This window comes from Streptomyces sp. NBC_01017, assembly GCF_045162795.1.
Taxonomy (GTDB): Bacteria; Actinomycetota; Actinomycetes; order Streptomycetales; family Streptomycetaceae; genus Streptomyces; species Streptomyces machairae.
In genome coordinates this window covers 6,083,101-6,102,928 of record NZ_CP108683.1, presented here as the reverse complement: position 1 = coordinate 6,102,928, position 19,828 = coordinate 6,083,101, and the positions used below count along the sequence as shown (strand labels likewise).

The following is a 19,828-nucleotide window of genomic DNA, read 5'->3' as shown; positions in this document are numbered from 1 at the left end:
GATACGGCCCCGCGCCCCTAAGAGGTCGGCTGTACTACCGCCAGTAGGGCGCCGACCGTTACCTGTTGTCCTGGTGCGGCGTGCAGAGCCGCCAGCGTGCCCGTGCTCGGTGCCGTGATCTTGTGTTCCATCTTCATCGCCTCCAGCCACAACAGGGGCTGTCCGGCCTCCACAGTGGCCCCTACGGCCAGCCCCTCCGCCACCCGGACGACCGTCCCCGGCATGGGCGCAAGGAGGGATCCCGGCGCGTGCTGTGCCGTCGGGTCGGGGAAGCGGGGCAGGGCGGTGAGGCGGGCGGCGTTGACGTGGATCTCGTCGCCGTACCGCGTCACCTCGAAGTTCCTTCGTACGCCGTCCACTTCGAGTACGACCAGGGCGGCATCGGCGTGTACGACCCGTACCCCGTCGGCCTCAAGGCCCGCGCGGGTGTGGCGGTAGTGGACCTCGATCTCCTCGCCGGCCGCCTCGTAGCGCTTGGTCTGCGGCCGTGAGGGCACGTTCCGCCAGCCGCCGAAGCGGGAGCGGCCGTGGGCGTCGGCGAGGGCGGCGGCCAAGGGGGCGTACGGGTCGCCCGTCCCACAGCAGGCCAGGTCGGTGAGGTGGCGGTCGTAGAAGCCCGTGTCCATGCGGGCGGTCGTGAACTCCTCGTGGCGCAGCGAGCGTACGAGGAGGTCCCGGTTGGTGACCGGGCCGTGCAGGGTCGCCCGTTCCAGGGCGCCGGCGAGCTTGCGGACCGCCTCCGCGCGGGTGGGTGCGTGGGCGACGAGCTTGGCGAGCATGGGGTCGTAGTGGACGCCGATGTCGTCGCCGTCGGTGAAGCCGGTGTCCAGCCGGACGCTCTCGGGTACGGCGAAACGGTGCAGCGTGCCGGTCTGCGGGGCCCAGTCGCGGGCCGGGTCCTCGGCGTAGAGGCGGGCCTCGACGGCGTGACCACGCGCGCGTGGCGGATCGTCGGCGAGGGCGTGGCCTTCGGCGACGCGGATCTGTTCCGCGACCAGGTCGATGCCGAAGACGGCTTCCGTCACGGGGTGTTCGACCTGGAGGCGGGTGTTCATCTCCAGGAAGTGGGCCTTGTCTCCGGCGACCAGGAACTCGACCGTGCCGGCGCCGACGTACTCGACCGCGCGGGCGGCTCGTACGGCCAGCGTGTGCAGCTCGTGCGTGAGCTGCTCGGAGAGTCCGGGTGCCGGGGACTCCTCGATCACCTTCTGGTGGCGGCGCTGCAGGGAGCAGTCCCGGGTGCCCAGCGCCCAGACCGTGCCGTGGGTGTCGGCGAGGATCTGGACCTCGACATGGCGGCCGTTCTCGACGTACGGCTCCACGAAGACCTCGCCGTCGCCGAAGGCGCTCGCGGCCTCGGAGCGGGCGCTCTCCAGGGCGGCGCTCAGGTCCTCCAGGCGGCGCACGATCCGCATGCCGCGCCCTCCGCCGCCCGCGGCCGCCTTCACCAGGACGGGGAGGTCGGCCTCGGTGACCTCCCCCAGGGGGGCCAGCCCCATCAGCTCCTTCGCCCGGGTCTTGGACGCCATCGCCTCGATGGCCTCCGGCGGCGGGCCGATCCAGACGAGTCCCGCGTCGAGGACGGCGCGTGCGAAGTCGGCGTTCTCGGAGAGGAAGCCGTAGCCGGGGTGCACGGCGTCCGCGCCGGACGCCACGGCCGCCTTCACGATCAGCCCGGCGTCCAGGTACGTGTCGGCAGGCGCCGCTCCCGGCAGCCGTACGGCCGTGTCGGCCACGCGTGCGTGGAGGGCGTTCGCGTCGGCGTCCGAGTACACGGCCACCGTCCGGATTCCCGACTCACGGCAGGTGCGGAAGACGCGGCAGGCGATCTCGCCCCGGTTCGCCACCAGAACAGAAGTAATCATTGCCTCACATCCGGAAGACGCCGAAGCCACCGCGTGCGCCCTCGAAGGGGGCCGTGTGGATGGCGGACAGGCACATACCGAGGACGGTTCGGGTGTCGCGCGGATCGATGACGCCGTCGTCGTACAGCCGCCCCGACAGGAACATCGGCAGCGACTCCGACTCGATCTGCTGCTCCACCATGGCGCGCAGCGCCGCGTCCCCCTCCTCGTCGTACGGCTGTCCCTTGGCGGCCGCGGACTGCCGGGCCACGATCGAGAGCACGCCGGCGAGCTGCTGGGGGCCCATGACGGCCGACTTGGCGCTGGGCCAGGCGAAGAGGAAGCGGGGGTCGTAGGCACGGCCGCACATGCCGTAGTGGCCGGCGCCGTAGGAGGCGCCCATGAGGACGGAGAGATGGGGCACGCGGCTGTTGCTGACCGCGTTGATCATCATCGCGCCGTGCTTGATGATGCCGCCCTGCTCGTACTGGCTGCCCACCATGTAGCCGGTGGTGTTGTGCAGGAAGAGCAGAGGGATGTCGCGCTGGTTGGCCAGTTGGATGAACTGCGCCGCCTTCTGCGACTCCTCGCTGAACAGGACCCCCTGGGCGTTCGCCAGCACGCCGACCGGATAGCCGTGCAGGGCCGCCCAGCCGGTGGTCAGGCTCGTGCCGTACATCGGCTTGAACTCGTCGAAGTCGGAGGCGTCGACGATCCGGGCGATGACCTCGCGCGGGTCGAAGGGGGTCTTGAGGTCGCCGGGGACGATGCCGAGGAGTTCGTCGGCGGAGTACTTGGGGGGTTCGGCGGGGCCCGGATCGCCGTACGCCTTGCGGTGATTGAGCCGGGCGACGACCCTTCGCGCCTGCCGCAGCGCGTCCGGTTCGTCCACGGCGAAGTAGTCCGCGAGGCCCGACACGCGGGCGTGCATCTCCGCGCCGCCCAGCGACTCGTCGTCGCTCTCCTCACCGGTCGCCATCTTCACCAGGGGCGGGCCGCCGAGGAACACCTTGGCGCGCTCCTTGACCATGATCACGTGGTCGGACATGCCGGGGACGTACGCGCCGCCGGCCGTCGAGTTGCCGAAGACGACCGCGACGGTGGGGATCCCGGCCGCCGACAGCCTCGTCAGGTCCCGGAAGATGGCGCCTCCGGGGATGAAGATCTCCTTCTGGGACGGCAGGTCGGCGCCGCCCGACTCGACGAGGTTCACGACGGGCAGCCGGTTGGCGAGCGCGATGTCGTTCGCCCGCAGGGCCTTCTTCAGCGACCAGGGGTTGCTCGCTCCGCCGCGCACGGTCGGGTCGTTGGCGGTGATCAGGCACTCCACGCCCTCGACGACACCGATGCCGGTGACGAGGGACGCTCCGACGGCGTAGTCGCTGCCCCAGGCGGCCAGCGGGGACAGCTCCAGGAAGGGTGTGTCGGGGTCGAGGAGCAGCTCGATGCGCTCGCGGGCGAGCAGCTTGCCGCGCCTGCGATGCCGTTCGACGTACTTGGGGCCGCCGCCGGCGAGCGCCTTGGCGTGCTCGGTGTCGAGGTCGGCGAGCTTGGCGAGCATGGTCTCGCGGTTGGCCCGGTGGTCGGGGCCGTTGGGGTCCAGGGTGGAGGGCAGGACGGTCACAGCAGACTCTCCGGGATGTCCAGGTGACGGGAGCGCAGCCATTCGCCGAGGGCCTTGGCCTGCGGGTCGAAGCGGTGCTGGGCGGCGACGCCCTCGCCGAGGATGCCCTCGACGACGAAGTTGAGGGCGCGGAGGCCGGGGAGCGGGTGCCGGGTGACCTTCAGCCGACGGCTCTCGGGAAGCAGCTCCTGGAACCGCTCGACCGTGAGCTCGTGCGCGAGCCAGCGCCACGCCTCGTCCGTCCGCGCCCACACACCGACGTTGGCGTTCCCGCCCTTGTCACCGCTGCGGGCGCCGGCGACAAGACCGAGCGGGGCGCGACGGGTCGGCTCCGCGGCGAGCGGCGGCTCGGGCAGCGGTGACGGGGGCGCTTCCTCCAGTACGAGTGTGTCGTGGGCCGGCGGCACAGGGATACGGCGGCCGTCGTGGAGGACGGCCACATGGTCGACGGCACCATGGGGGACGTACACATCCTCGAAGACCCCATACGGGGTGCCCTTGCCCGGTGGTGACAGCACATGGAAGCCGGGGTAGCTGGCGAGCGCCAGTTCCACGGCGGCTCCGCTCAGCACCCTGCCGACCTTCTCCTGGTCCTGGTCCCGGACGACCAGCCGGAGCAGCGCGCTCGCGGTCTCCTCGGTCGAGGCGTCGGGCCGATCGGTGCGGACGAGGTCCCAACGGACGTCTTCGGGACGCGACTTGGCGAACGCCTCGTCCATCTGCCGCCGCACCAGAGCGGCCTTCGCCTCGATGTCCGCTCCGGTCAGCACGAAGACGACCTCGTTGCGGAAGCCGCCGAGGCGATTGAGGCCGACCTTGAGAGTCGGGGGCGGGGCCTCGCCCCGTACGCCGTCGATGCGGACGCGGTCGGGGCCGTCCTGCGTGAGCCGTACGGTGTCCAGCCGGGCGGTGACGTCCGGTCCCGCGTACCGGGCGCCGCCCGTCTCGTACAGCAGCTGGGCCGTCACCGTGCCGACGTCGACGAGGCCGCCGGTGCCGGGGTGCTTGGTGATGACGCAGGTACCGTCCTCGTGGAGCTCGGCGAGCGGGAAGCCGGGGCGACGGAGGTCGCCGCCCCTCTTCTGGAACTCGTCGAAGAACGCGTAGTTGCCGCCGGTCGCCTGTGTCCCGCACTCCAGCACATGCCCGGCGACCACCGCGCCCGCGAGCCGGTCGTGGTCGCCGGGGCCCCATCCGAAGTGGGCGGCTGCGGGCCCGGTGACCAGGGCCGCGTCCGTCACCCGCCCGGTGACGACGATGTCCGCGCCCTCCCGGAGACAGGCCGCGATGCCGAAGCCGCCGAGGTAGGCGTGAGCGGCGAGGCTGTCCGGATACCGGTCCTTGAGGTCGTCTCCCTCGACATGGGCGACATGTACGGGGATGCCGAGCCGGTCCGCCACCTTCCGTACGGCGTCGGCGAGTCCGGCCGGATTGAGCCCGCCGGCGTTGGCGACGATCCTGACGCCCCGCTCGTGCGCGAGCCCCAGGCACTCCTCCAGCTGGCGCAGGAAGGTGCGGGCGTATCCGGCGCCTGGGTCCTTCAGCCGGTCCCGGCCGAGGATCAGCATGGTCAGTTCGGCGAGGTAGTCGCCGGTGAGGACGTCCAGTTCGCCGCCGGTGAGCATCTCGCGCATGGCGTCGAAGCGATCGCCGTAGAAGCCGGAGGCGTTGCCGATCCGCAGCACCGGCCCTGCCGGGTGGGCGGGCGAGGTCACCGGGCCGCCCCCTTGGGTGCGCGGCCCGCGCCGGGCGGGCCCGCGAAGACCTGGGCGATGTCGAACCAGCGGTCGGCGTCCGGGCCTTCGGCCCGCAGGGCGAGGTCGGAGCGGTGGGCCCGCTGGGCGACCAGGAGGCAGAAGTCGAGGGCGGGGCCGGTGACGCGCTGCGGGGCGTCTTCGGGGCCGTATGCCCACACCTCACCGGAGGGCGAGACGAGTTCGACGCGGAAGGGGTCGGAAGGTGCCGGGAGTCCGTGCACGCTGAAAGCGAAGTCGCGCGTTCGCACCCCGATCCACACCACATGCCTGAGCCGGTCTGTGGGTGTGCGCACCACACCCAGCGCTTCGGCGATGTCCAGGCCGTGGGCCCAGGTCTCCATGAGTCGGGCCGTGGCCATGGAGGCGCCGGACATAGGGGGGCCGTACCAGGGGAACTTGGTGCCGTGCGGTGCCTCGCGCAATGCCGTGTCGAGGGCGGTGCGTCCTTCCCGCCAGCGCGCCAACAGCTCGGCGGGCGGCAGCGCGGCCCCCTCCTCCGCGCCGTCGTCGACGAACGACCCCGGCGTCACCAGCGCCTTCTCCACCAGCGTGCGGAACGCCTCCGCGTCGGTCACCGCCAGCAGTGCCGAGTGGTCCGTCCAGGCGAGGTGTGCGATCTGGTGGGCGACGCTCCAGCCGGGCGCCGGAGTCGCGAGTGCCCACTGCTCGGGGCTCAACTCGGCTATCAGCCAGTCGAGTTCCTCGCTCTCGTCGCGCAGATCGTCGAACACGGGCGTCGGATCGGACACGGGGCGCTCCCCTCGGGGCACGGCGGTGTGCGTGGGTGGTGCGGCGTGGTGCGCGGTGGTGCGGCGTGGTGAGGAGCATGGCAGTGCGCGCGAAAACAAGCAAGCATGCTTGCATTAATTGAGAAGTGTTCACCGGGGGAAGGGTGTCGGTGCGGCGTGCCATCAATACACTCGGGCGTCGCGCCTGTTGCGGCAGCAACGCATTCGGTCACACCTCGGGGGAATCAAAGGCATGAGCAACTGGAATCCGGGCGGGCAGCCGCCCTTCAACCCGCAGGGCCAGCCGCCCCCGCCGCCGCCGGCCGGAGGGTATCCGCCCCACGTCCCGCACCCCTACGCTCCGCAGCCCAACGCGCCGTACCCGTACCCGCCGCAGCCCAACGCGCCGTACCCGTATCCGCCGTATCCGTACCTGCCGGCCGCCCCGCCCGGGCCCCTCACCCGGCTGTGGCGGCAGATCGGTCCCGTCCCCGTCGCACGCAGGGTGTTCAAGCCGTCCAGGCCCGGCATCGTCCAGGACCCGGTCGTGGCCCGCATGCAGCGGATGCGCACCTTGGTGGGGCTGGCGGCGGTCGTGTGGATGTCGGTCACCTACAAGCTCGCCGACTCGGTCAGGGTCGCCGACTCGGTGGGCAACGTCGCGAGCGACCGTCTGAACCAGTCCTGGATCAGCGTCCTGGTGCTCTGCGTGACCTTCCCGGTCGTCGTGGGCGTCCTGCTCGCCCTGGCCTCCGCCTCGGCCCGGCGGGAGCTGCTGCGCCGGGCGGCGAAGTGTTTCGGCGCGATGGTCGCCCTGGTGGCCGCGGTGTTCGTGTTCCCGGCCTCCGTGCTCACGGGCTTCGTCGAGGGCCGTTTCGCGACCAACCCGGTGATGACCGTCCTCACCTACACCGGCATCCTGCTCACCTTCGTGTGGGTGCTGCCCTTCGTCATCGCGGGTATCGGCCTGGCCCTCCTCCACGTGTTCCGCACCGCCGACATCCACGAGACGATGCCGCCGCTGCTGGCCATGACGCTGGTCTGGGAGATGGCCCTGATCGACCTGTTCACGGGCGCCTACACGGGCGTGCCGGTACCGATCCGGATCCTGTTCACGCTCGGCGCCCCCCTCTCGGTGACGGCAGTGGGCCTGTGGGAACTGCGCCGACTGCGCGCCCATCACGGCATCGGCCTGCACGGGCTGCTGATGCGGCAGGGGCCGGGGCAGGCGTGACGCTGGGGCGGCAAGCCGGCCCGGACGGGGAAGGGCCGCCGGGCCGAGACCCCGCCCAACCCCTCTCCGCCGGCACCTTCCCCGCCTGATCTGCATCCGCGCCGCACCCACGCACGCCGCCAGCCGCCACCTCTCGGCGACGGCCGGCACGAACGAGTGGGAACTGCACCGGCGACGGCCATCACGGCATCGGCCTGCCGGGGGCTGATGCGCCAAGGCCGGGGCCAGGCGTGACGGTGGAGCGGCAAGCCCGCCCGGGCAGGGAGAGGCCACCGGGCCACGACCCCGCCCAACCCCTCTCCGCCGGCGCCTTCCCCGCCTGATCTGCATCCGCGCCGCACCCATGCACGCCGCCAGCCGCCACCTCTCGGCGACGGCCGGCACGAACGAGTGGAAACTGCACCGGCGACGGCCATCACGGCATCGGCTTGCCGGGGGCTGATGCGGCAAGGCCGAGGCCCGGGTCACGCGCGACGGCGTGCCGCGAGCCCGCCCGGACGGCCAAGGGCCGCCGGGCCGCGACCCCGCCTAGACCTTCCCCTGCCTCACCTGCATCCCCACCGCGTCTACGCACGCCGTCACGCCCTGCCCCGGTGACAGCCGCCGGCCTGCGGGAACTGCGCCAACCGCGCGCCCAGCACACCATCGGTCGGCAGAGACTGCTGATGCGCCAAGGCCCTGGCCGGCGGGACAGGCACGACCGCGGTGCCGCGAGCCCGCCCGGACGGCCAAGGGCCGCCGGGCCGCGACCCCGCCTAGACCTTCCCCTGCCTCACCTGCATCCCCACCGCGTCTACGCACGCCGTCACGCCCTGCCCCGGTGACAGCCGCCGGCCTGCGGGAACTGCGCCAACCGCGCGCCCAGCACACCATCGGTCGGCAGAGACTGCTGATGCGCCAAGGCCCTGGCCGGCGGGACAGGCACGACCGCGGTGCCGCGAGCCCGCCCGGACGGCCAAGGGCCGCCGGGCCGCGGCCTCGCCTAGACCTTCTCCGCCGGCGCCTTCCCCCGCCGCACCTGCGTCCGCACCGCGCCCATGCTCGCCGCGATGACCAGGGCGATTGCCAGGGCCTGTAGGGCGGAGAGGGACTGGTTGAGGATGAGGAAGCCGGCGACGGCGGCGACGGCCGGTTCCAGGCTCATCAGGATGGCGAAGGTCGCTGCGGGGAGGCGGCGCAGGGCGAGGAGTTCGAGGGTGTAGGGGAGGACCGAGGAGAGGATGGCCACGGCTGCGCCCAGGGCAACGGTGACGGGGTCGAGGAGCTTGGTGCCGGATTCGGCGATGCCCAGGGGGAGGAACAGGACGGCTCCCACCGCCATCGCCAGCGCCAGGCCGTCTGCCTGGGGGAAGCGTCGGCCCGTGCGGGCGCTGAAGATGATGTACGCCGCCCACATGGCACCCGCAGCCAGGGCAAAGGCCACACCGATGGGGTCGAGGCTGCCGAAGCCTCCGCCGCCGAGGAGGAAGACACCGGCGAGGGCGAGTCCGGCCCAGACGACGTTGACCGCCCGGCGCGAGGACAGCACGGAGAGGGCGAGCGGGCCGAGCACTTCGAGGGTGACCGCGGGGCCCAGCGGGATGCGGGCGACCGACTGGTAGAACAGGCCGTTCATCGCGGCCATCGTGATGCCGAAGACGACCACCGTGCCCCAGTCCGTGCGGGAGTGGCCGCGCAGCCGGGGGCGGCAGATCAACAGCAGGACGACCGCCGCGACCAGCAGCCGCAGCGCCACGACACCGAGCGCACCGGCCCGCGGCATCAGGCTCACCGCCAGGGCGCCGCCGAACTGCACGGAGATCCCTCCGGCGAGCACCAGCCCGACCGGACCGAAGGAGCCCCAGCGGCGCGGGCCGCCGGCCGCCCGCTCGGGAACGGCCCGGCCGCGGGTCGGCGAGGACGGGGCGGCTGCGGCAGTGACGGCTGCGGCATCAGGGGTACTCACGGGCGTTCCAGGGCTTCGCTCGGGGGCTGCGGTCTGTTCATCGGGCTGTACTGCCCAGTCCAAGGTAGTGGACATCGTCAGGTGTGTGAACCTGTTATGCCACTGTCCCAGAGTATGGACGGACGGGCTCCGCAGGCCGGGTTCCGCAGGCCCCGGGACAGCTACCGCCGTGCCATGTACAGATCCAGCGCCTTGTGCAGCAGCCGGTTGAGCGGGAAGTCCCACTCCCCCAGGTACTCGACGGCCTCACCGCCCGCCCCCACCTTGAACCGCAGCAGGCCCAGCAGATGGTTGGACTCCTCCAGGGTGTCCGTGATGCCCCGGAAGTCGTACACGGCGGCGCCGAGCTCGTGGGCGTCGGACATCATGCGCCACTGCATGGCGTTGTTGGGCTGGACCTCGCGCTTGTGGCTGGTGGAGGCGCCGTAGGAGTACCAGATGTGGTCGCCGACGGTGAGCATGGTGGCGGCCGCGAGGGTGTCGCCGTCGTGGTGGGCGAGGTAGAGCCGCATCCGGTCGGGATGCTCGGCGGTGAGCGCGGTCCACATGCGCTGGAAGTAGGGCAGGGGGCGCGGGATGAAACGGTCGCGCTCGGCGGTCTCGGCGTAGAGGTCGTAGAAGGCGGGCAGGTCCTCGTAACCGCCGCGCACGACCTTCACGCCGGCCTTCTCGGCCTTCTTGATGTTGCGCCGCCACTGCTGGTTCAGGCCGCGCTGGATGTCGTCCAACGACCGCCCGGCGAACGGCACCTGGCAGACGTACCGCGGCTGCCCGGCCGCGAAGCCCTCCTCGCCGCCCGGCTCGGTCTGCCGCCAGCCGGCCCGCCGCAGCCGTTCGGCGATGTCGAGGGCGCCTTGTTCGGTCGACGTCGGCTCCGCGTCCCGCAGCCGCCGGGCGGCCGGGTCGGCGATGGCCGCCTTCACCGCCTCCGTGCTCCAGCGGCGGACGACGACGGGCGGGCCCATCTTGACCGAGAAGGCGCCCTGCCGTTTGAGGTGGGCGAGCAGCGGTTCGAGCCAGCGCTCGCACAGGTCGGGGGCGTGCCAGTCGACGAGGGGGCCCTCGGGGAGGTAGGCGAGGTACTTCTTCAGCTTCGGCAGCGGGCGGTAGAGCACGAGCCCGGCCCCCACCGGCCGCCCCTCCTCGTCGAACCATCCCAGGCTCTCCGCCCGCCAGTCCGGCTTCACGTCACCCCAGGACGGGACCTGCATATGGCTGGCGGACGGGCGGGCCGCGACGAACGCGAGATGTTCGTCGCGGGAGATCGACTGGACGCGGAGGGCCATGTGCGGGGCTCCCTTTGGGCGGCAGTATCGGTGTCCGGCCAGCGTATGCAGCCGTCCCCGGCTCCGCGCGCGGAGCGCGGACGCCGGCGCGTGCGATCCGCCGCGCTCTCGCGTTCAGCCCTGGACGCCGCGTTCATCCCAGGACGCCGGCCCACGGGAGCACCCGTTGCCCCCGGCCGGAGAGCACCCGTTGCCCCCGGCCGGAGACCACCCGCCGCCCCCGGGCCCGAGCGCACTCACTCCCCCGGGTCACCCGTCCCCCTCCAACCGCTCCGCCAGCACCTCCGCCAGATGCCGCCCCGGCACCCCCGCCACCTGCTCCAGCTGTGTCCGGCAGGAGAACCCGTCCGCCAGCACCACGGCGTCCTCCCCCGCTCCCCGCACCGCCGGCAGCAACCGCTCCTCCGCGCACGCCACCGACACCTCGAAGTGCCCCTTCTCGAACCCGAAGTTGCCCGCGAGTCCGCAGCAGCCGCCGCTCAGGTCCCCGGCGAGCCCCGCGGCCTCGCGCAGCCGGCGATCGGCCGCGTCCCCGAGGACGGCGTGCTGATGGCAGTGGGTCTGCCCGACCGCAGGCCGGTCCACGCGGGGCGGCGTCCAGTCGGGGGCGTGGCGCTCCAGCGTCTCCGCGAAGGTCAGGACGCGGTCGGCCAGGCGACGGGCCCGTGGGTCGTCGTGGAGGAGCTCCGGGAGGTCCGCGCGGAGGGCGGCGGCACAGCTCGGCTCCAGGACCACGACCGGGGCGTCCGTGGCCAGCACCGGCTCCATGAGGTCGAGCGTGCGCCGCAGCACCGCGCGGGCCCGGTCGAGCTGCCCTGTCGAGATGTACGTCAACCCGCAGCAGACCCGCTCCCGCCCCCGTAGGAGGGACACCGGGTCCAGCGCCACGGTCACCTCCGCACCGCCGCTTCCCGCGGGCGCCGTCAGCCGCACCGTCGGCGGCAGCGCGACCCGCAGCCCGGCCGCCTCCAGCACGCGTACGGCCGACTGTCCCACCGACGGCGTGAGGTGCTCGGTGAAGGTGTCCGGCCACAGGATGACCAGGTCACCGGCCGCGCCGACGGGAGGCTTCGGCTTCTCCCGCCGCTCCCACCACCGGCTGAACGTCCGCGCCGCCAGCCGCGGAATCCCGCGCTCCGGCGCGATCCCGCCGAGCCGTTTCGCCACCCACGCCAACGGCCCTACCGCGGCAAGGGCGTTGACCAGCGACGCGGTACGCGTGCGTGCCACGACGCGCAGCCACTGGGGCAGCCGCCCCATGCTGTGGTGCGCGGCCGGGCGGCGCCGCCCTTCGTAGTGGTGGTGCAGGAACTCCGCCTTGTACGTGGCCATGTCGACCTCGACCGGACAGTCGGACCGGCACCCCTTGCAGGCCAGGCACAGATCGAGCGCGTCCCGCACCTCCGTCGACCGCCACCCGTCGGTCACCAGTTCCCCGGCGAGCATCTCGTGCAGCAGCCGGGCACGCCCGCGCGTGGAGTGCTCCTCGGCGCCGGTGGCCCGGAAGGACGGGCACATCACGGCGGGGCCGGTCGCCGACGTCGTACGGCACTTGGCGACCCCGACGCAGCGCCGTACGGCCGCCGAGAAGTCCCCGCCGTCGGCCGGGTAACCGAAGGCGACGTCCACGGGCTTGCTCGGCAGCACGGAGAAGCGGAGGTTGGAATCGAGGGGGGCCGGGCGCACCAGCATCCCCGGGTTGAGCAGATCGTCCGGGTCCCAGACCCCCTTGGCCCGCTCGAAGAGGGCGACCATGTCCTCCCCGTACATCTTCGGCAGCAGTTCGGCACGCGCCTGCCCGTCCCCGTGCTCCCCCGACAGCGAGCCCCCGTGCGCCACGACGACCTCGGCGAGCTCCTCCGAGAACCGCCGGAAGCGAGCGACCCCCGCCTCCGTCAGCAGGTCGAAGTCGATACGGACGTGGATGCAGCCGTCCCCGAAGTGCCCGTACGGCGTCCCGCGCAGCCCGTGCGCGGTCAGCAGCGCGCGGAAGTCCCGCAGATACGCCCCGAGGCGCTCGGGCGGCACCGCGCAGTCCTCCCAGCCGGGCCAGGCCTCGCTGCCGTCCGGCATCCGGGTCGCCGTGCCGCTCGCGTCCTCCCGGATGCGCCACAGGGTCCGCTGTCCGGCCGGATCGGTGACGACGATCGCGTCGACGACGTCGGCGGCCCGCACGATCGCCTCCGCACGCGCGCGTGCCTCGCTCTGCGACTCCCCGCCCGTCTCCACGAACAGCCAGGCCCCGCCCCGCGGCAGCACGGCGGAGGCCGACTCCGGCACCAGGTCCTTCGCCATGCCCTCCACGGTCAGCGGCCCGTACGGCAACAACCCGGCGGCCGCTTCCGCGGCGGCGCTCTCGTCGGGGTACGCCAGCACGGCGAGCGCACGCGCGCGTGGCGCCTGCACCAGCCGTACGACCGCCTCGGTGAGGATCCCGAGGGTGCCCTCGCTCCCGCAGAAGCTGCGGGCGACATCGGCGCCCTTCTCGGGCAGCAGGGCGTCGAGCGCGTATCCCGAGATACGGCGCGGCAGTTCGGGGAAGCCGGTCCGCAGCCGGGTCAGGTCCCCCTCCACCAGCTCCCGCAGCCCCTCCGGCGCACCGGCCCACCCCTGCCCGAGCCGCAGCCGCTCGCCACGTCCGCTGATCACGTCCAGCTCCCGCACGCTGTCCGCGGTCGTCCCCCACGCCACCGAGTGCGAGCCGCAGGAGTTGTTGCCGATCATTCCGCCGAGCGTGCAGCGGCTGTGGGTGGAGGGGTCGGGGCCGAAGCGGAGTCCGTGCGGGGCGGCGGCGTCCTGGAGACGGTCGAGGACGAGGCCGGGCTGGACGACGGCGGTACGGGCGTCCGGGTCCAGGGACACGAGGCGGTTCATGTGGCGGGTGAAGTCCAGCACGACACCGGCGCCGGTGGCCTGTCCCGCGATCGAGGTACCTCCACCGCGTGCCACGACCGGCACCATGTGGTCCCGGCACACCTCCAGCACGGCTGCGACGTCGTCGGCGTCATGTGGCGCCACCACACCCAGTGGGACACGCCGGTAGTTGGACGCGTCCATGGTGGTCAACGCCCGGGAGGTGACATCGAACCCGACCTCGCCCCGGACGACCCTGCGCAGCTCCGCCTCAAGTTCCGACATGCGTCCACTCAATCAGCCCGTCCGGCGTTTGAGGACAAGGCCCGTTCAGGGCCGAAGCGGGGGTCTGGGGGCGGCAGCCCCCAGCTCACGGGCACGACGACCCCGTCTCACCCGACGGACGAGGTTTCACCAAGGTTTCCCGAAACAGCTACGCTCCCACCGTGGCTGAGATCCAGATTCCCGCTGACATCAAGCCCGCCGACGGACGTTTCGGCGCGGGCCCCTCCAAGGTGCGGACGGAAGCGCTGGACGCGCTGGCCGCCACCGGAACCTCCCTGCTCGGTACCTCCCACCGCCAGGCCCCGGTCAAGAACCTGGTCGGCCAGGTACGCGAGGGCATCCGCGACCTGTTCCAGCTCCCCGACGGCTACGAGGTGATCCTCGGCAACGGCGGCTCCACCGCCTTCTGGGACATCGCCACGCACGGCCTGATCGAGAACAAGTCGCAGCACCTCACCTTCGGCGAGTTCAGCTCCAAGTTCGCCAAGGCCGCCAAGCTCGCCCCCTGGCTCGCCGAGCCGGACGTCATCTCCGCCGACCCCGGCACCCACCCCGAGCCGGCCGCCGCCGCGGGCGTCGACGTCTACGCCTACACTCACAACGAGACCTCCACCGGCGTCGCCATGCCGATCAAGCGCGTGGCCGGCGCCGACGAGGGCTCGCTGGTCCTGGTCGACGCCACCTCCGGCGCCGGCGGCCTCCCCGTCGACGTGTCCGAGACGGACGTCTACTACTTCGCCCCGCAGAAGTCCTTCGCCTCCGACGGCGGCCTGTGGATCGGCGTGTTCTCCCCCGCCGCGATCGAACGCGCCGAGCGCGTCCACGCCTCCGGCCGCCACATCCCGGAGTTCTTCAGCCTGCCCACGGCGATCGACAACTCCCGCAAGAACCAGACCTACAACACCCCGGCCCTGGCCACCCTGTTCCTCCTCAACCAGCAGCTGGAGTGGATCAACGGCCAGGGCGGCCTGGACTGGGCCGTCCGCCGCACCGCCACCTCCGCCCGCACCCTCTACGGCTGGGCCGAGGACATCAAGTACGCCAACCCCTTCGTCACCGACCCGGCCAAGCGCTCGGCGGTCATCGGCACGATCGACTTCACGGAGGACGTCGACGCCGCCGCCGTCGCCAAGGTCCTGCGCGCCAACGGCATCGTCGACACCGAGCCCTACCGCAAGCTCGGCCGCAACCAGCTCCGCGTCGCGATGTTCCCCGCGATCGACCCGGCGGACGTCGAGGCCCTGACGAAGTGCGTCGACTACGTCATCGAGAAGCTGTAGTCGTTCTCCTACGACGACGAAGGGCGCCCGGCGAACACCGGGCGCCCTTCGTCGTACTCGGACCGCCGTCGTCGGACCGCCGTCGTCGGACCGCCGTCGTCCGAGCGCCTCGTCCGGCCGCGCCCTCAGGCCGTGCCGAGCTCGCCGAGCAGGCGGAACGTGAGGGCGTCGACCGGGCGGGCGGCGGTCTCGGTCTCCTGGCTGAAGGTGTTCACCATCATCACCACCGCCGTGCCGCTCTCCCGGATGAACGCGGCGCAGGTGCTGAATCCGCCGGTGCCACCGTTGTGCCAGGTCATGGTCCGCCGGCCGGGCAGCGCGCTCAGGTGCCAGCCGAGGCCGAGCCGCAGGTTCTGGTCCACCGTGAACCGGGGCCGCTGGGTCAGTTCGATCGCGTCCCGCAACGGCGAGCGCTCGGGCCGGAGTTGGGAGCGCAGGAAGCGCACCATGTCGTTGGCGGTGCTGTACATCGACGTCCCGGCCGCGCTGAGGACGTGGTCGTGCCAGTCAGGAACGACCTCTCCCTCCATATGCCCGACAGCCTTGCGGGACGCCATGTCCGGTCGCAGGGCCGTCGTCGTGTCCACCATGCCGAGCGGCGCTGCCACCCGGTGCCGCAGCATCGAGTCGACGTCGTCGAACGCCAGCGCCTGGCCGAGCAGACCGAACCCCAGGTTCGAGTACGCGTTGACCTTGCCCGGCTCGGTACTCAGCTCCGTGCCGCGCAGTCCTGTGGCCAGGTCGTCAAGCGTGTAGTGCGCGTAGGGGTCGTACGGATCCGCCTCCGCGAGCAGGTTCGGCGGCAGGGAGGGCAGGCCGGAGGTGTGGGTCGCCAAGTGGGCCAGGGTGATCCGCCGATTCCCCTTGCGCGGGATGCGGAACCGGGCGGGCAGCGCGAGCGGCGCGTCCAGGCGGGTTTCACCCGCGCCCACGGCGCGTGCGAGTGCCGTGGCGGTGAGCGTCTTGGTGATGGAGCCGAGTTGGAACACCGTCCTGCCGTCCGGCGCCGACCGCCCCACCGCTGCGCCCGCGCCCTCGACGTAGGTGCGCCGACCCTGAATGACCCCGCAGATCACACTCGGGCTGCCGGCGGCCAGCGCCTGGTCCAGGTAGCGCCTGACGAGCGCGGGCAGCCTGTCGTCGGCGGCTGCGGCGTTACCCGGCAGCAGTGACGCGCCTGCCGCCCCCGTCGCCACACCAAGAAACTTCCTTCGGTCCATGGATTGCTCCCCCGTCGAGACTCACCAGCCGTTTCCACGGCCGTTTCACGAGATTACGTTATTACGTAATCCCAAATCAAGCGCGATGCTCCGGACCCTGAAGAGCGCCCGGCAAACACCGGGCGCCCCTCTCGCCCACAGGCCGCCTTCCTCCCGTACGGCCGCCTCCCCTATGCGGCCGTACAGCTCACGCTCGGCACACCCCCGCCCCCGGGCGCACCCCCGAACCCGAAGCTCGCCGAACCGCCTGCCGGGACCGCCCCGTTGTGGGCGGCGTTGGACGCGGTCACGGTCGCCCCGGTCCGGGTGTACGTCGCGTTCCACATGGACGTCACCCACTGGGACGCGCCCCAGGTCCAGGTCACCTTCCAGGAGTTGACCGGCGTCGTGCCCGTGTTGGTGACCTTCACCTCGGCGTTGAAGCCGTCAATCCAGTCGCTGCTGACGGTGTAGGCGGCGCTGCAGGCGGCCGTGCCGCCGCCGGGGTCGGGATCCGGGTCCGGGTCGCCCCCACCGCCGCCCGGGAATCCCGGCGCCTTGACGCTCGCGAGATGGCCGTCCTTCACGGTGTCCACCGTCGACCAGTCGTCCTTCAGAATCCCGCCCGTGTCACCGGAGTTGGGGTTCCAGGACCAGAACGTCCAGTGGAACGAGTCCGCGCCGTACGTCGACGTCGACCGCAGGTACGTCACCAGCGCGGCCAGCCACTTCTGGTCCACCGTCGACTGGAGGGTCGTACCGAACTCGCCGAGCCACACCGGGGCGATGTTCTGCTTGAAGATGTAGCCCCAGTACCTGTCCCAGACGCCCGGCATGTTGTCGGGGAACGACGGGTCGCTGAACCAGGGCTGCTGGGCCACGCTGGTGGCGTAGTCATGGGCCGAGTACACGAGCCGGTTCGGGACGTCCAGCTGGACCGGGTACTGGGCCACGCCCATCAGGTTGCCGCCCCACCAGCCGCTGACGCCGCCGTACGACTGGACGCCCTCGACCATGATCAGCAGCTGCGGGTTGGCGGACAGGACGGCGTTCCCGGCCCGTTGGGCCGCAAGGCGCCAGTCCCGCGTCGTGTCGCCGCAGCCCCAGCAGGCGGGGTCGTGCGGCTCGTTGTGCAGGTCGATGCCGACGACGGTCGGGTTGCCGGCGTAACGCGATGCCAGCGCCTTCAGGTTGGCGATCCACGTCGACTCGGGTACGGACGCGGTGTACCAGAGCGCCGACTGGCCGCCCGCGTCGGGGCGATGCCGGTCGAGGACGATCTTCAGGCCGGCCTGACCGGCGTACGCCACGATCCGGTCCAGGACCTGCAACGACGTCAGCCCTTGCAGATCGGCGTTCTTGCCGTCGGCGTAGTTGATGCTGTCCGGCATGGTGCCGGGCTTGAGGATGTCGTCGCTGAACGGCACGCGGAGGGTGTTGTAACCCAGCGACCTCATCTGGTCGAGCATGCTCTTGTAGTCGCGCGTCCACAGGCCGTGGACGACGTGGTTGCCGGTCTCGAAGCCGAACCAGTTGATCCCGGCGATCCGGACCGGCTGCCCGGCCGCGTCCAGGATCTGCCGGCCGCTGGTGTGCCAGTAGCCGGCGCCGGCCTCGGCGGTCGCCGAAGCACCCGCCGAAGCACCCGCCGAAGCATCCGCCGAAGCATCCGCCGACGCGCCCGCCGCACCGGCCGACTGCACACCGGCGCCCAGCGGTAACAGCAGAGCCGTCGCGGCAGCGCACAGCGCTCTTCGCAAGCTGCGGAACATGTCCCTTGTTCCTCTCGGGAAGGCGCGGCCCCGGAACGAATGGGAGCGCTCCCACGCACCGCGCACCTCCCAGGAAACTAACGCGCCATGGGCACGTCAAGGAGGTGTGCGGCATCCGCCGGTCCGACTCGGCGGCTCAGCGGCTCAGCTTCTGGAACCTCCGCACCGCCAGCGGCAGGAAGATCGCCGTAAGGATCACCGGCCACAGCCCCGCCATCAGCAGCGCGTGCTGCTCGACCCAGGAGTCCCCGCTCCCGGCCGGCGTGCCGAACAGCTCACGGCTGGCCGCGGCGGTGGAGGAGATCGGGTTCCAGGCCGCCACCCAGCCCAGCCAGTCGGGCATCAGCTGGGGCGCGACGAAGATGCTGGAGATCATCGTGAGCGGGAAGGCGACGGCGAACAGGCCGCCCGCGGCCTCCGGGTTGGGTACGAGCAGCCCGAGCCACACGCCGATCCAGATCAGCGCGAACCGCAGCCACAGCAGCAGCCCGAAGGCGGCGAGGAAGCCGAACCCGCCGTCCGGGCGCCAGCCCATCGCGAAGGCGGTCAGCATCATGATCGCCAACTCTGCGCAGGCTGCCAGCAGATCGGTGATCCCGCGGCCGGCGACGACGGCCGACGAGGCCATGGGCATCGAGCGGAAACGGTCGATGACGCCCTTCGTCGAGTCGTAGACGACGAGCGTCGCGGTGTTGATGAACCCGAACGCCATCGTCATCACGAACATGCCCGGCATCAGGAAGTCCTTGTAGTCCCCGCCGCCGGGCACCTTCATGGCGCTGCCGAAGACATAGCCGTAGAGGAGGACCGACAGGATCGGGAAGCCCAGCTGCCAGGCGATGTTGACCGGTTGGCGCCGGTAGTGGGTGAGGCCGCGGCGGACGATGTTCCAGACGTCGGCGAGGGTCCAGTACAGGCGGCCGTGCGTGGCCGGGACGGTGAGGTCTACGGCGGTCATGCGACGGCCTCCTTCTCGGCCTTCTCCTCGGCCTTCTCCTCGGCCCTGTCGGTCTTTTCGGCGCTCCCGGCCTCTTCGGCCTTCTCGGCGCGGTGTCCGGTCAGGCGCAGGAAGACGTCGTCGAGGCTCGGCCTGCGCAGCCCGATGTCCTCGACCGCGACGCCCTCGTCCTGCAGCGTCCGCGCCACCTCCGTCAGGGCGGACACCCGGTCGGTGACCGGCGCGTGGATCCGCAACTCCGCCTCGTCCGACTCGGGTTCGCCGTCCGAGACGCGGGCCACGACCTTCACCACGCGCGGGATGTCGGACCGCTCGGCGACGACGACCTCGATACGGTCGCCGCCCACGAGGCTCTTCAGCCCGTCCGGGGTGTCGTCGGCGATGGCCCGCCCCTGATCGATGACGGTGATGTGCGAGGCCAGCTTGTCGGCCTCCTCCAGGTACTGGGTGGTCAGCAGTACGGTCGTACCGCTCGCCACCAACGCCCTTACGGACTCCCAGACCTCACCTCGGCTGCGCGGGTCCAGTCCCGTCGTCGGCTCGTCGAGGAAGAGGACGGCCGGGGCGAGGATCATCGAGGCGGCGAGGTCGAGACGGCGCCGCATGCCGCCGCTGTACTTGCCGACGCCCTGGTCGGCGGCGTCGGTGAGGTCGAACTGCTCCAACAGCTCGACGGCCCGCAGCTTGGCCCGCTTGCCGCCGAGGTGGAAGAGCCGGCCGAACATCTCCAGGTTCTGCCGGCCGGTGAGCACCTCGTCCACGGCGGCGTACTGCCCGGTCAGCCCGATCCGTGCACGCACCTCGCGCGGCTGCCGGGCCACGTCCAGTCCGGCCACCGTGGCCCGGCCGCCGTCCAGCCTGATCAGCGTGGACAGGATGCGTACGGCGGTGGTCTTGCCGGCGCCGTTCGGGCCGAGCAGGCCGTGCACCGTCCCCTCGCGGACGGCCAGGTCGAAGCCGTCGAGGGCGCGTTTCTCGCCGTAGCGCTTCTCCAGCCCCTCGGCCCGCACCGCGTATCCGTTTCCGCCGTTTCCGCCGTGTCCGTCGTCGCCCATGGGTCCCC

At 71.9% G+C, this 19,828-nt stretch carries 13 protein-coding genes; 2 read left to right on the top strand and 11 right to left on the bottom strand.

What is annotated here, in order from left to right:
- Positions 1 to 17 precede the first annotated feature (17 nt).
- The 4 genes from OG331_RS28070 to OG331_RS28055 are packed head-to-tail and all read right to left on the bottom strand — an operon-like array spanning position 18 to position 5,974.
- Entirely contained in the window at positions 18 to 1,865 is a 1,848-nt protein-coding gene (locus OG331_RS28070) for a biotin carboxylase N-terminal domain-containing protein (RefSeq protein ID WP_406201095.1), read from the bottom strand.
- A gap of 4 nt (positions 1,866 to 1,869) precedes the next feature.
- Positions 1,870 to 3,468: an acyl-CoA carboxylase subunit beta gene (locus OG331_RS28065; protein ID WP_406201092.1), complete on the bottom strand. Its 1,599-nt coding sequence runs from the start codon at positions 3,466 to 3,468 to the stop codon at positions 1,870 to 1,872.
- A complete protein-coding gene (locus OG331_RS28060) occupies positions 3,465 to 5,183 on the bottom strand; it encodes an acyclic terpene utilization AtuA family protein (RefSeq protein ID WP_406201090.1) in 1,719 nt (572 codons plus the stop codon). The genes OG331_RS28065 and OG331_RS28060 overlap by 4 nt, the downstream gene beginning before the upstream one ends.
- Complete coding sequence (locus OG331_RS28055) at positions 5,180 to 5,974, bottom strand: TIGR03084 family metal-binding protein (RefSeq protein ID WP_406201087.1); 795 nt, start codon at positions 5,972 to 5,974, stop codon at positions 5,180 to 5,182. Before OG331_RS28055 ends, OG331_RS28060 begins: the two co-directional genes overlap by 4 nt.
- Before the next feature lie 232 nt (positions 5,975 to 6,206).
- Between OG331_RS28055 and OG331_RS28050 the strand changes: the two genes are divergently transcribed.
- Positions 6,207 to 7,187, top strand: coding sequence for a hypothetical protein (locus OG331_RS28050; protein ID WP_406201085.1), 981 nt, complete (start codon positions 6,207 to 6,209; stop codon positions 7,185 to 7,187).
- A 982-nt stretch (positions 7,188 to 8,169) separates the two neighbouring features.
- Here OG331_RS28050 and OG331_RS28045 read toward each other — a convergent pair.
- The 3 genes from OG331_RS28045 to OG331_RS28035 all read right to left on the bottom strand — a co-directional run bounded on the left by OG331_RS28045 (position 8,170) and on the right by OG331_RS28035 (position 13,556).
- A complete protein-coding gene (locus OG331_RS28045) occupies positions 8,170 to 9,132 on the bottom strand; it encodes an EamA family transporter (protein ID WP_406201082.1) in 963 nt (320 codons plus the stop codon).
- 161 nt (positions 9,133 to 9,293) lie between these two features.
- Positions 9,294 to 10,418 carry a peptidoglycan bridge formation glycyltransferase FemA/FemB family protein gene (locus tag OG331_RS28040; protein WP_363039068.1) on the bottom strand — a complete coding sequence of 375 codons (1,125 nt, stop codon included), beginning with the start codon at positions 10,416 to 10,418 and terminating at the stop codon, positions 9,294 to 9,296.
- Positions 10,419 to 10,667: 249 nt separating this feature from the next.
- Entirely contained in the window at positions 10,668 to 13,556 is a 2,889-nt protein-coding gene (locus OG331_RS28035; RefSeq protein ID WP_406201080.1) for an FAD-binding and (Fe-S)-binding domain-containing protein, read from the bottom strand.
- 161 nt (positions 13,557 to 13,717) lie between these two features.
- Here OG331_RS28035 and serC point away from each other — a divergent pair, with 161 nt between their 5' ends.
- Positions 13,718 to 14,836 (top strand): phosphoserine transaminase, encoded by a 1,119-nt coding sequence (gene serC, locus OG331_RS28030; protein WP_406201078.1) that lies wholly within the window; start codon positions 13,718 to 13,720, stop codon positions 14,834 to 14,836.
- A gap of 125 nt (positions 14,837 to 14,961) precedes the next feature.
- On the opposite strand, the gene OG331_RS28025 is transcribed toward serC, so the two are convergent.
- The 4 genes from OG331_RS28025 to OG331_RS28010 all read right to left on the bottom strand — a co-directional run bounded on the left by OG331_RS28025 (position 14,962) and on the right by OG331_RS28010 (position 19,820).
- Positions 14,962 to 16,056 (bottom strand): serine hydrolase domain-containing protein, encoded by a 1,095-nt coding sequence (locus OG331_RS28025; protein WP_406201075.1) that lies wholly within the window; start codon positions 16,054 to 16,056, stop codon positions 14,962 to 14,964.
- 170 nt (positions 16,057 to 16,226) lie between these two features.
- Positions 16,227 to 17,807, bottom strand: coding sequence for a cellulase family glycosylhydrolase (locus tag OG331_RS28020; protein WP_406201072.1), 1,581 nt, complete (start codon positions 17,805 to 17,807; stop codon positions 16,227 to 16,229).
- Positions 17,808 to 17,943: 136 nt separating this feature from the next.
- Positions 17,944 to 18,765, bottom strand: a complete 822-nt coding sequence (locus tag OG331_RS28015) for an ABC transporter permease (RefSeq protein WP_406201070.1) — start codon at positions 18,763 to 18,765, stop codon at positions 17,944 to 17,946.
- A complete protein-coding gene (locus OG331_RS28010) occupies positions 18,762 to 19,820 on the bottom strand; it encodes an ATP-binding cassette domain-containing protein (RefSeq protein WP_406201067.1) in 1,059 nt (352 codons plus the stop codon). The genes OG331_RS28015 and OG331_RS28010 overlap by 4 nt, the downstream gene beginning before the upstream one ends.
- Between the last annotated feature and the right edge of the window lie 8 nt (positions 19,821 to 19,828).

Excerpts from the sequence above, each read along its gene's own strand:
- OG331_RS28070 (WP_406201095.1), bottom strand. The coding sequence starts at position 1,865 with ATGATTACTTCTGTTCTGGTGGCGAACCGGGGCGAGATCGCCTGCCGC.
- OG331_RS28050 (WP_406201085.1), top strand. The coding sequence starts at position 6,207 with ATGAGCAACTGGAATCCGGGCGGGCAGCCGCCCTTCAACCCGCAGGGC.
- OG331_RS28040 (WP_363039068.1), bottom strand. The coding sequence starts at position 10,418 with ATGGCCCTCCGCGTCCAGTCGATCTCCCGCGACGAACATCTCGCGTTC.
- OG331_RS28035 (WP_406201080.1), bottom strand. The coding sequence starts at position 13,556 with ATGTCGGAACTTGAGGCGGAGCTGCGCAGGGTCGTCCGGGGCGAGGTC.
- OG331_RS28025 (WP_406201075.1), bottom strand. The coding sequence starts at position 16,056 with ATGGACCGAAGGAAGTTTCTTGGTGTGGCGACGGGGGCGGCAGGCGCG.
- OG331_RS28020 (WP_406201072.1), bottom strand. The coding sequence starts at position 17,807 with ATGTTCCGCAGCTTGCGAAGAGCGCTGTGCGCTGCCGCGACGGCTCTG.
- OG331_RS28015 (WP_406201070.1), bottom strand. The coding sequence starts at position 18,765 with ATGACCGCCGTAGACCTCACCGTCCCGGCCACGCACGGCCGCCTGTAC.
- OG331_RS28010 (WP_406201067.1), bottom strand. The coding sequence starts at position 19,820 with ATGGGCGACGACGGACACGGCGGAAACGGCGGAAACGGATACGCGGTG.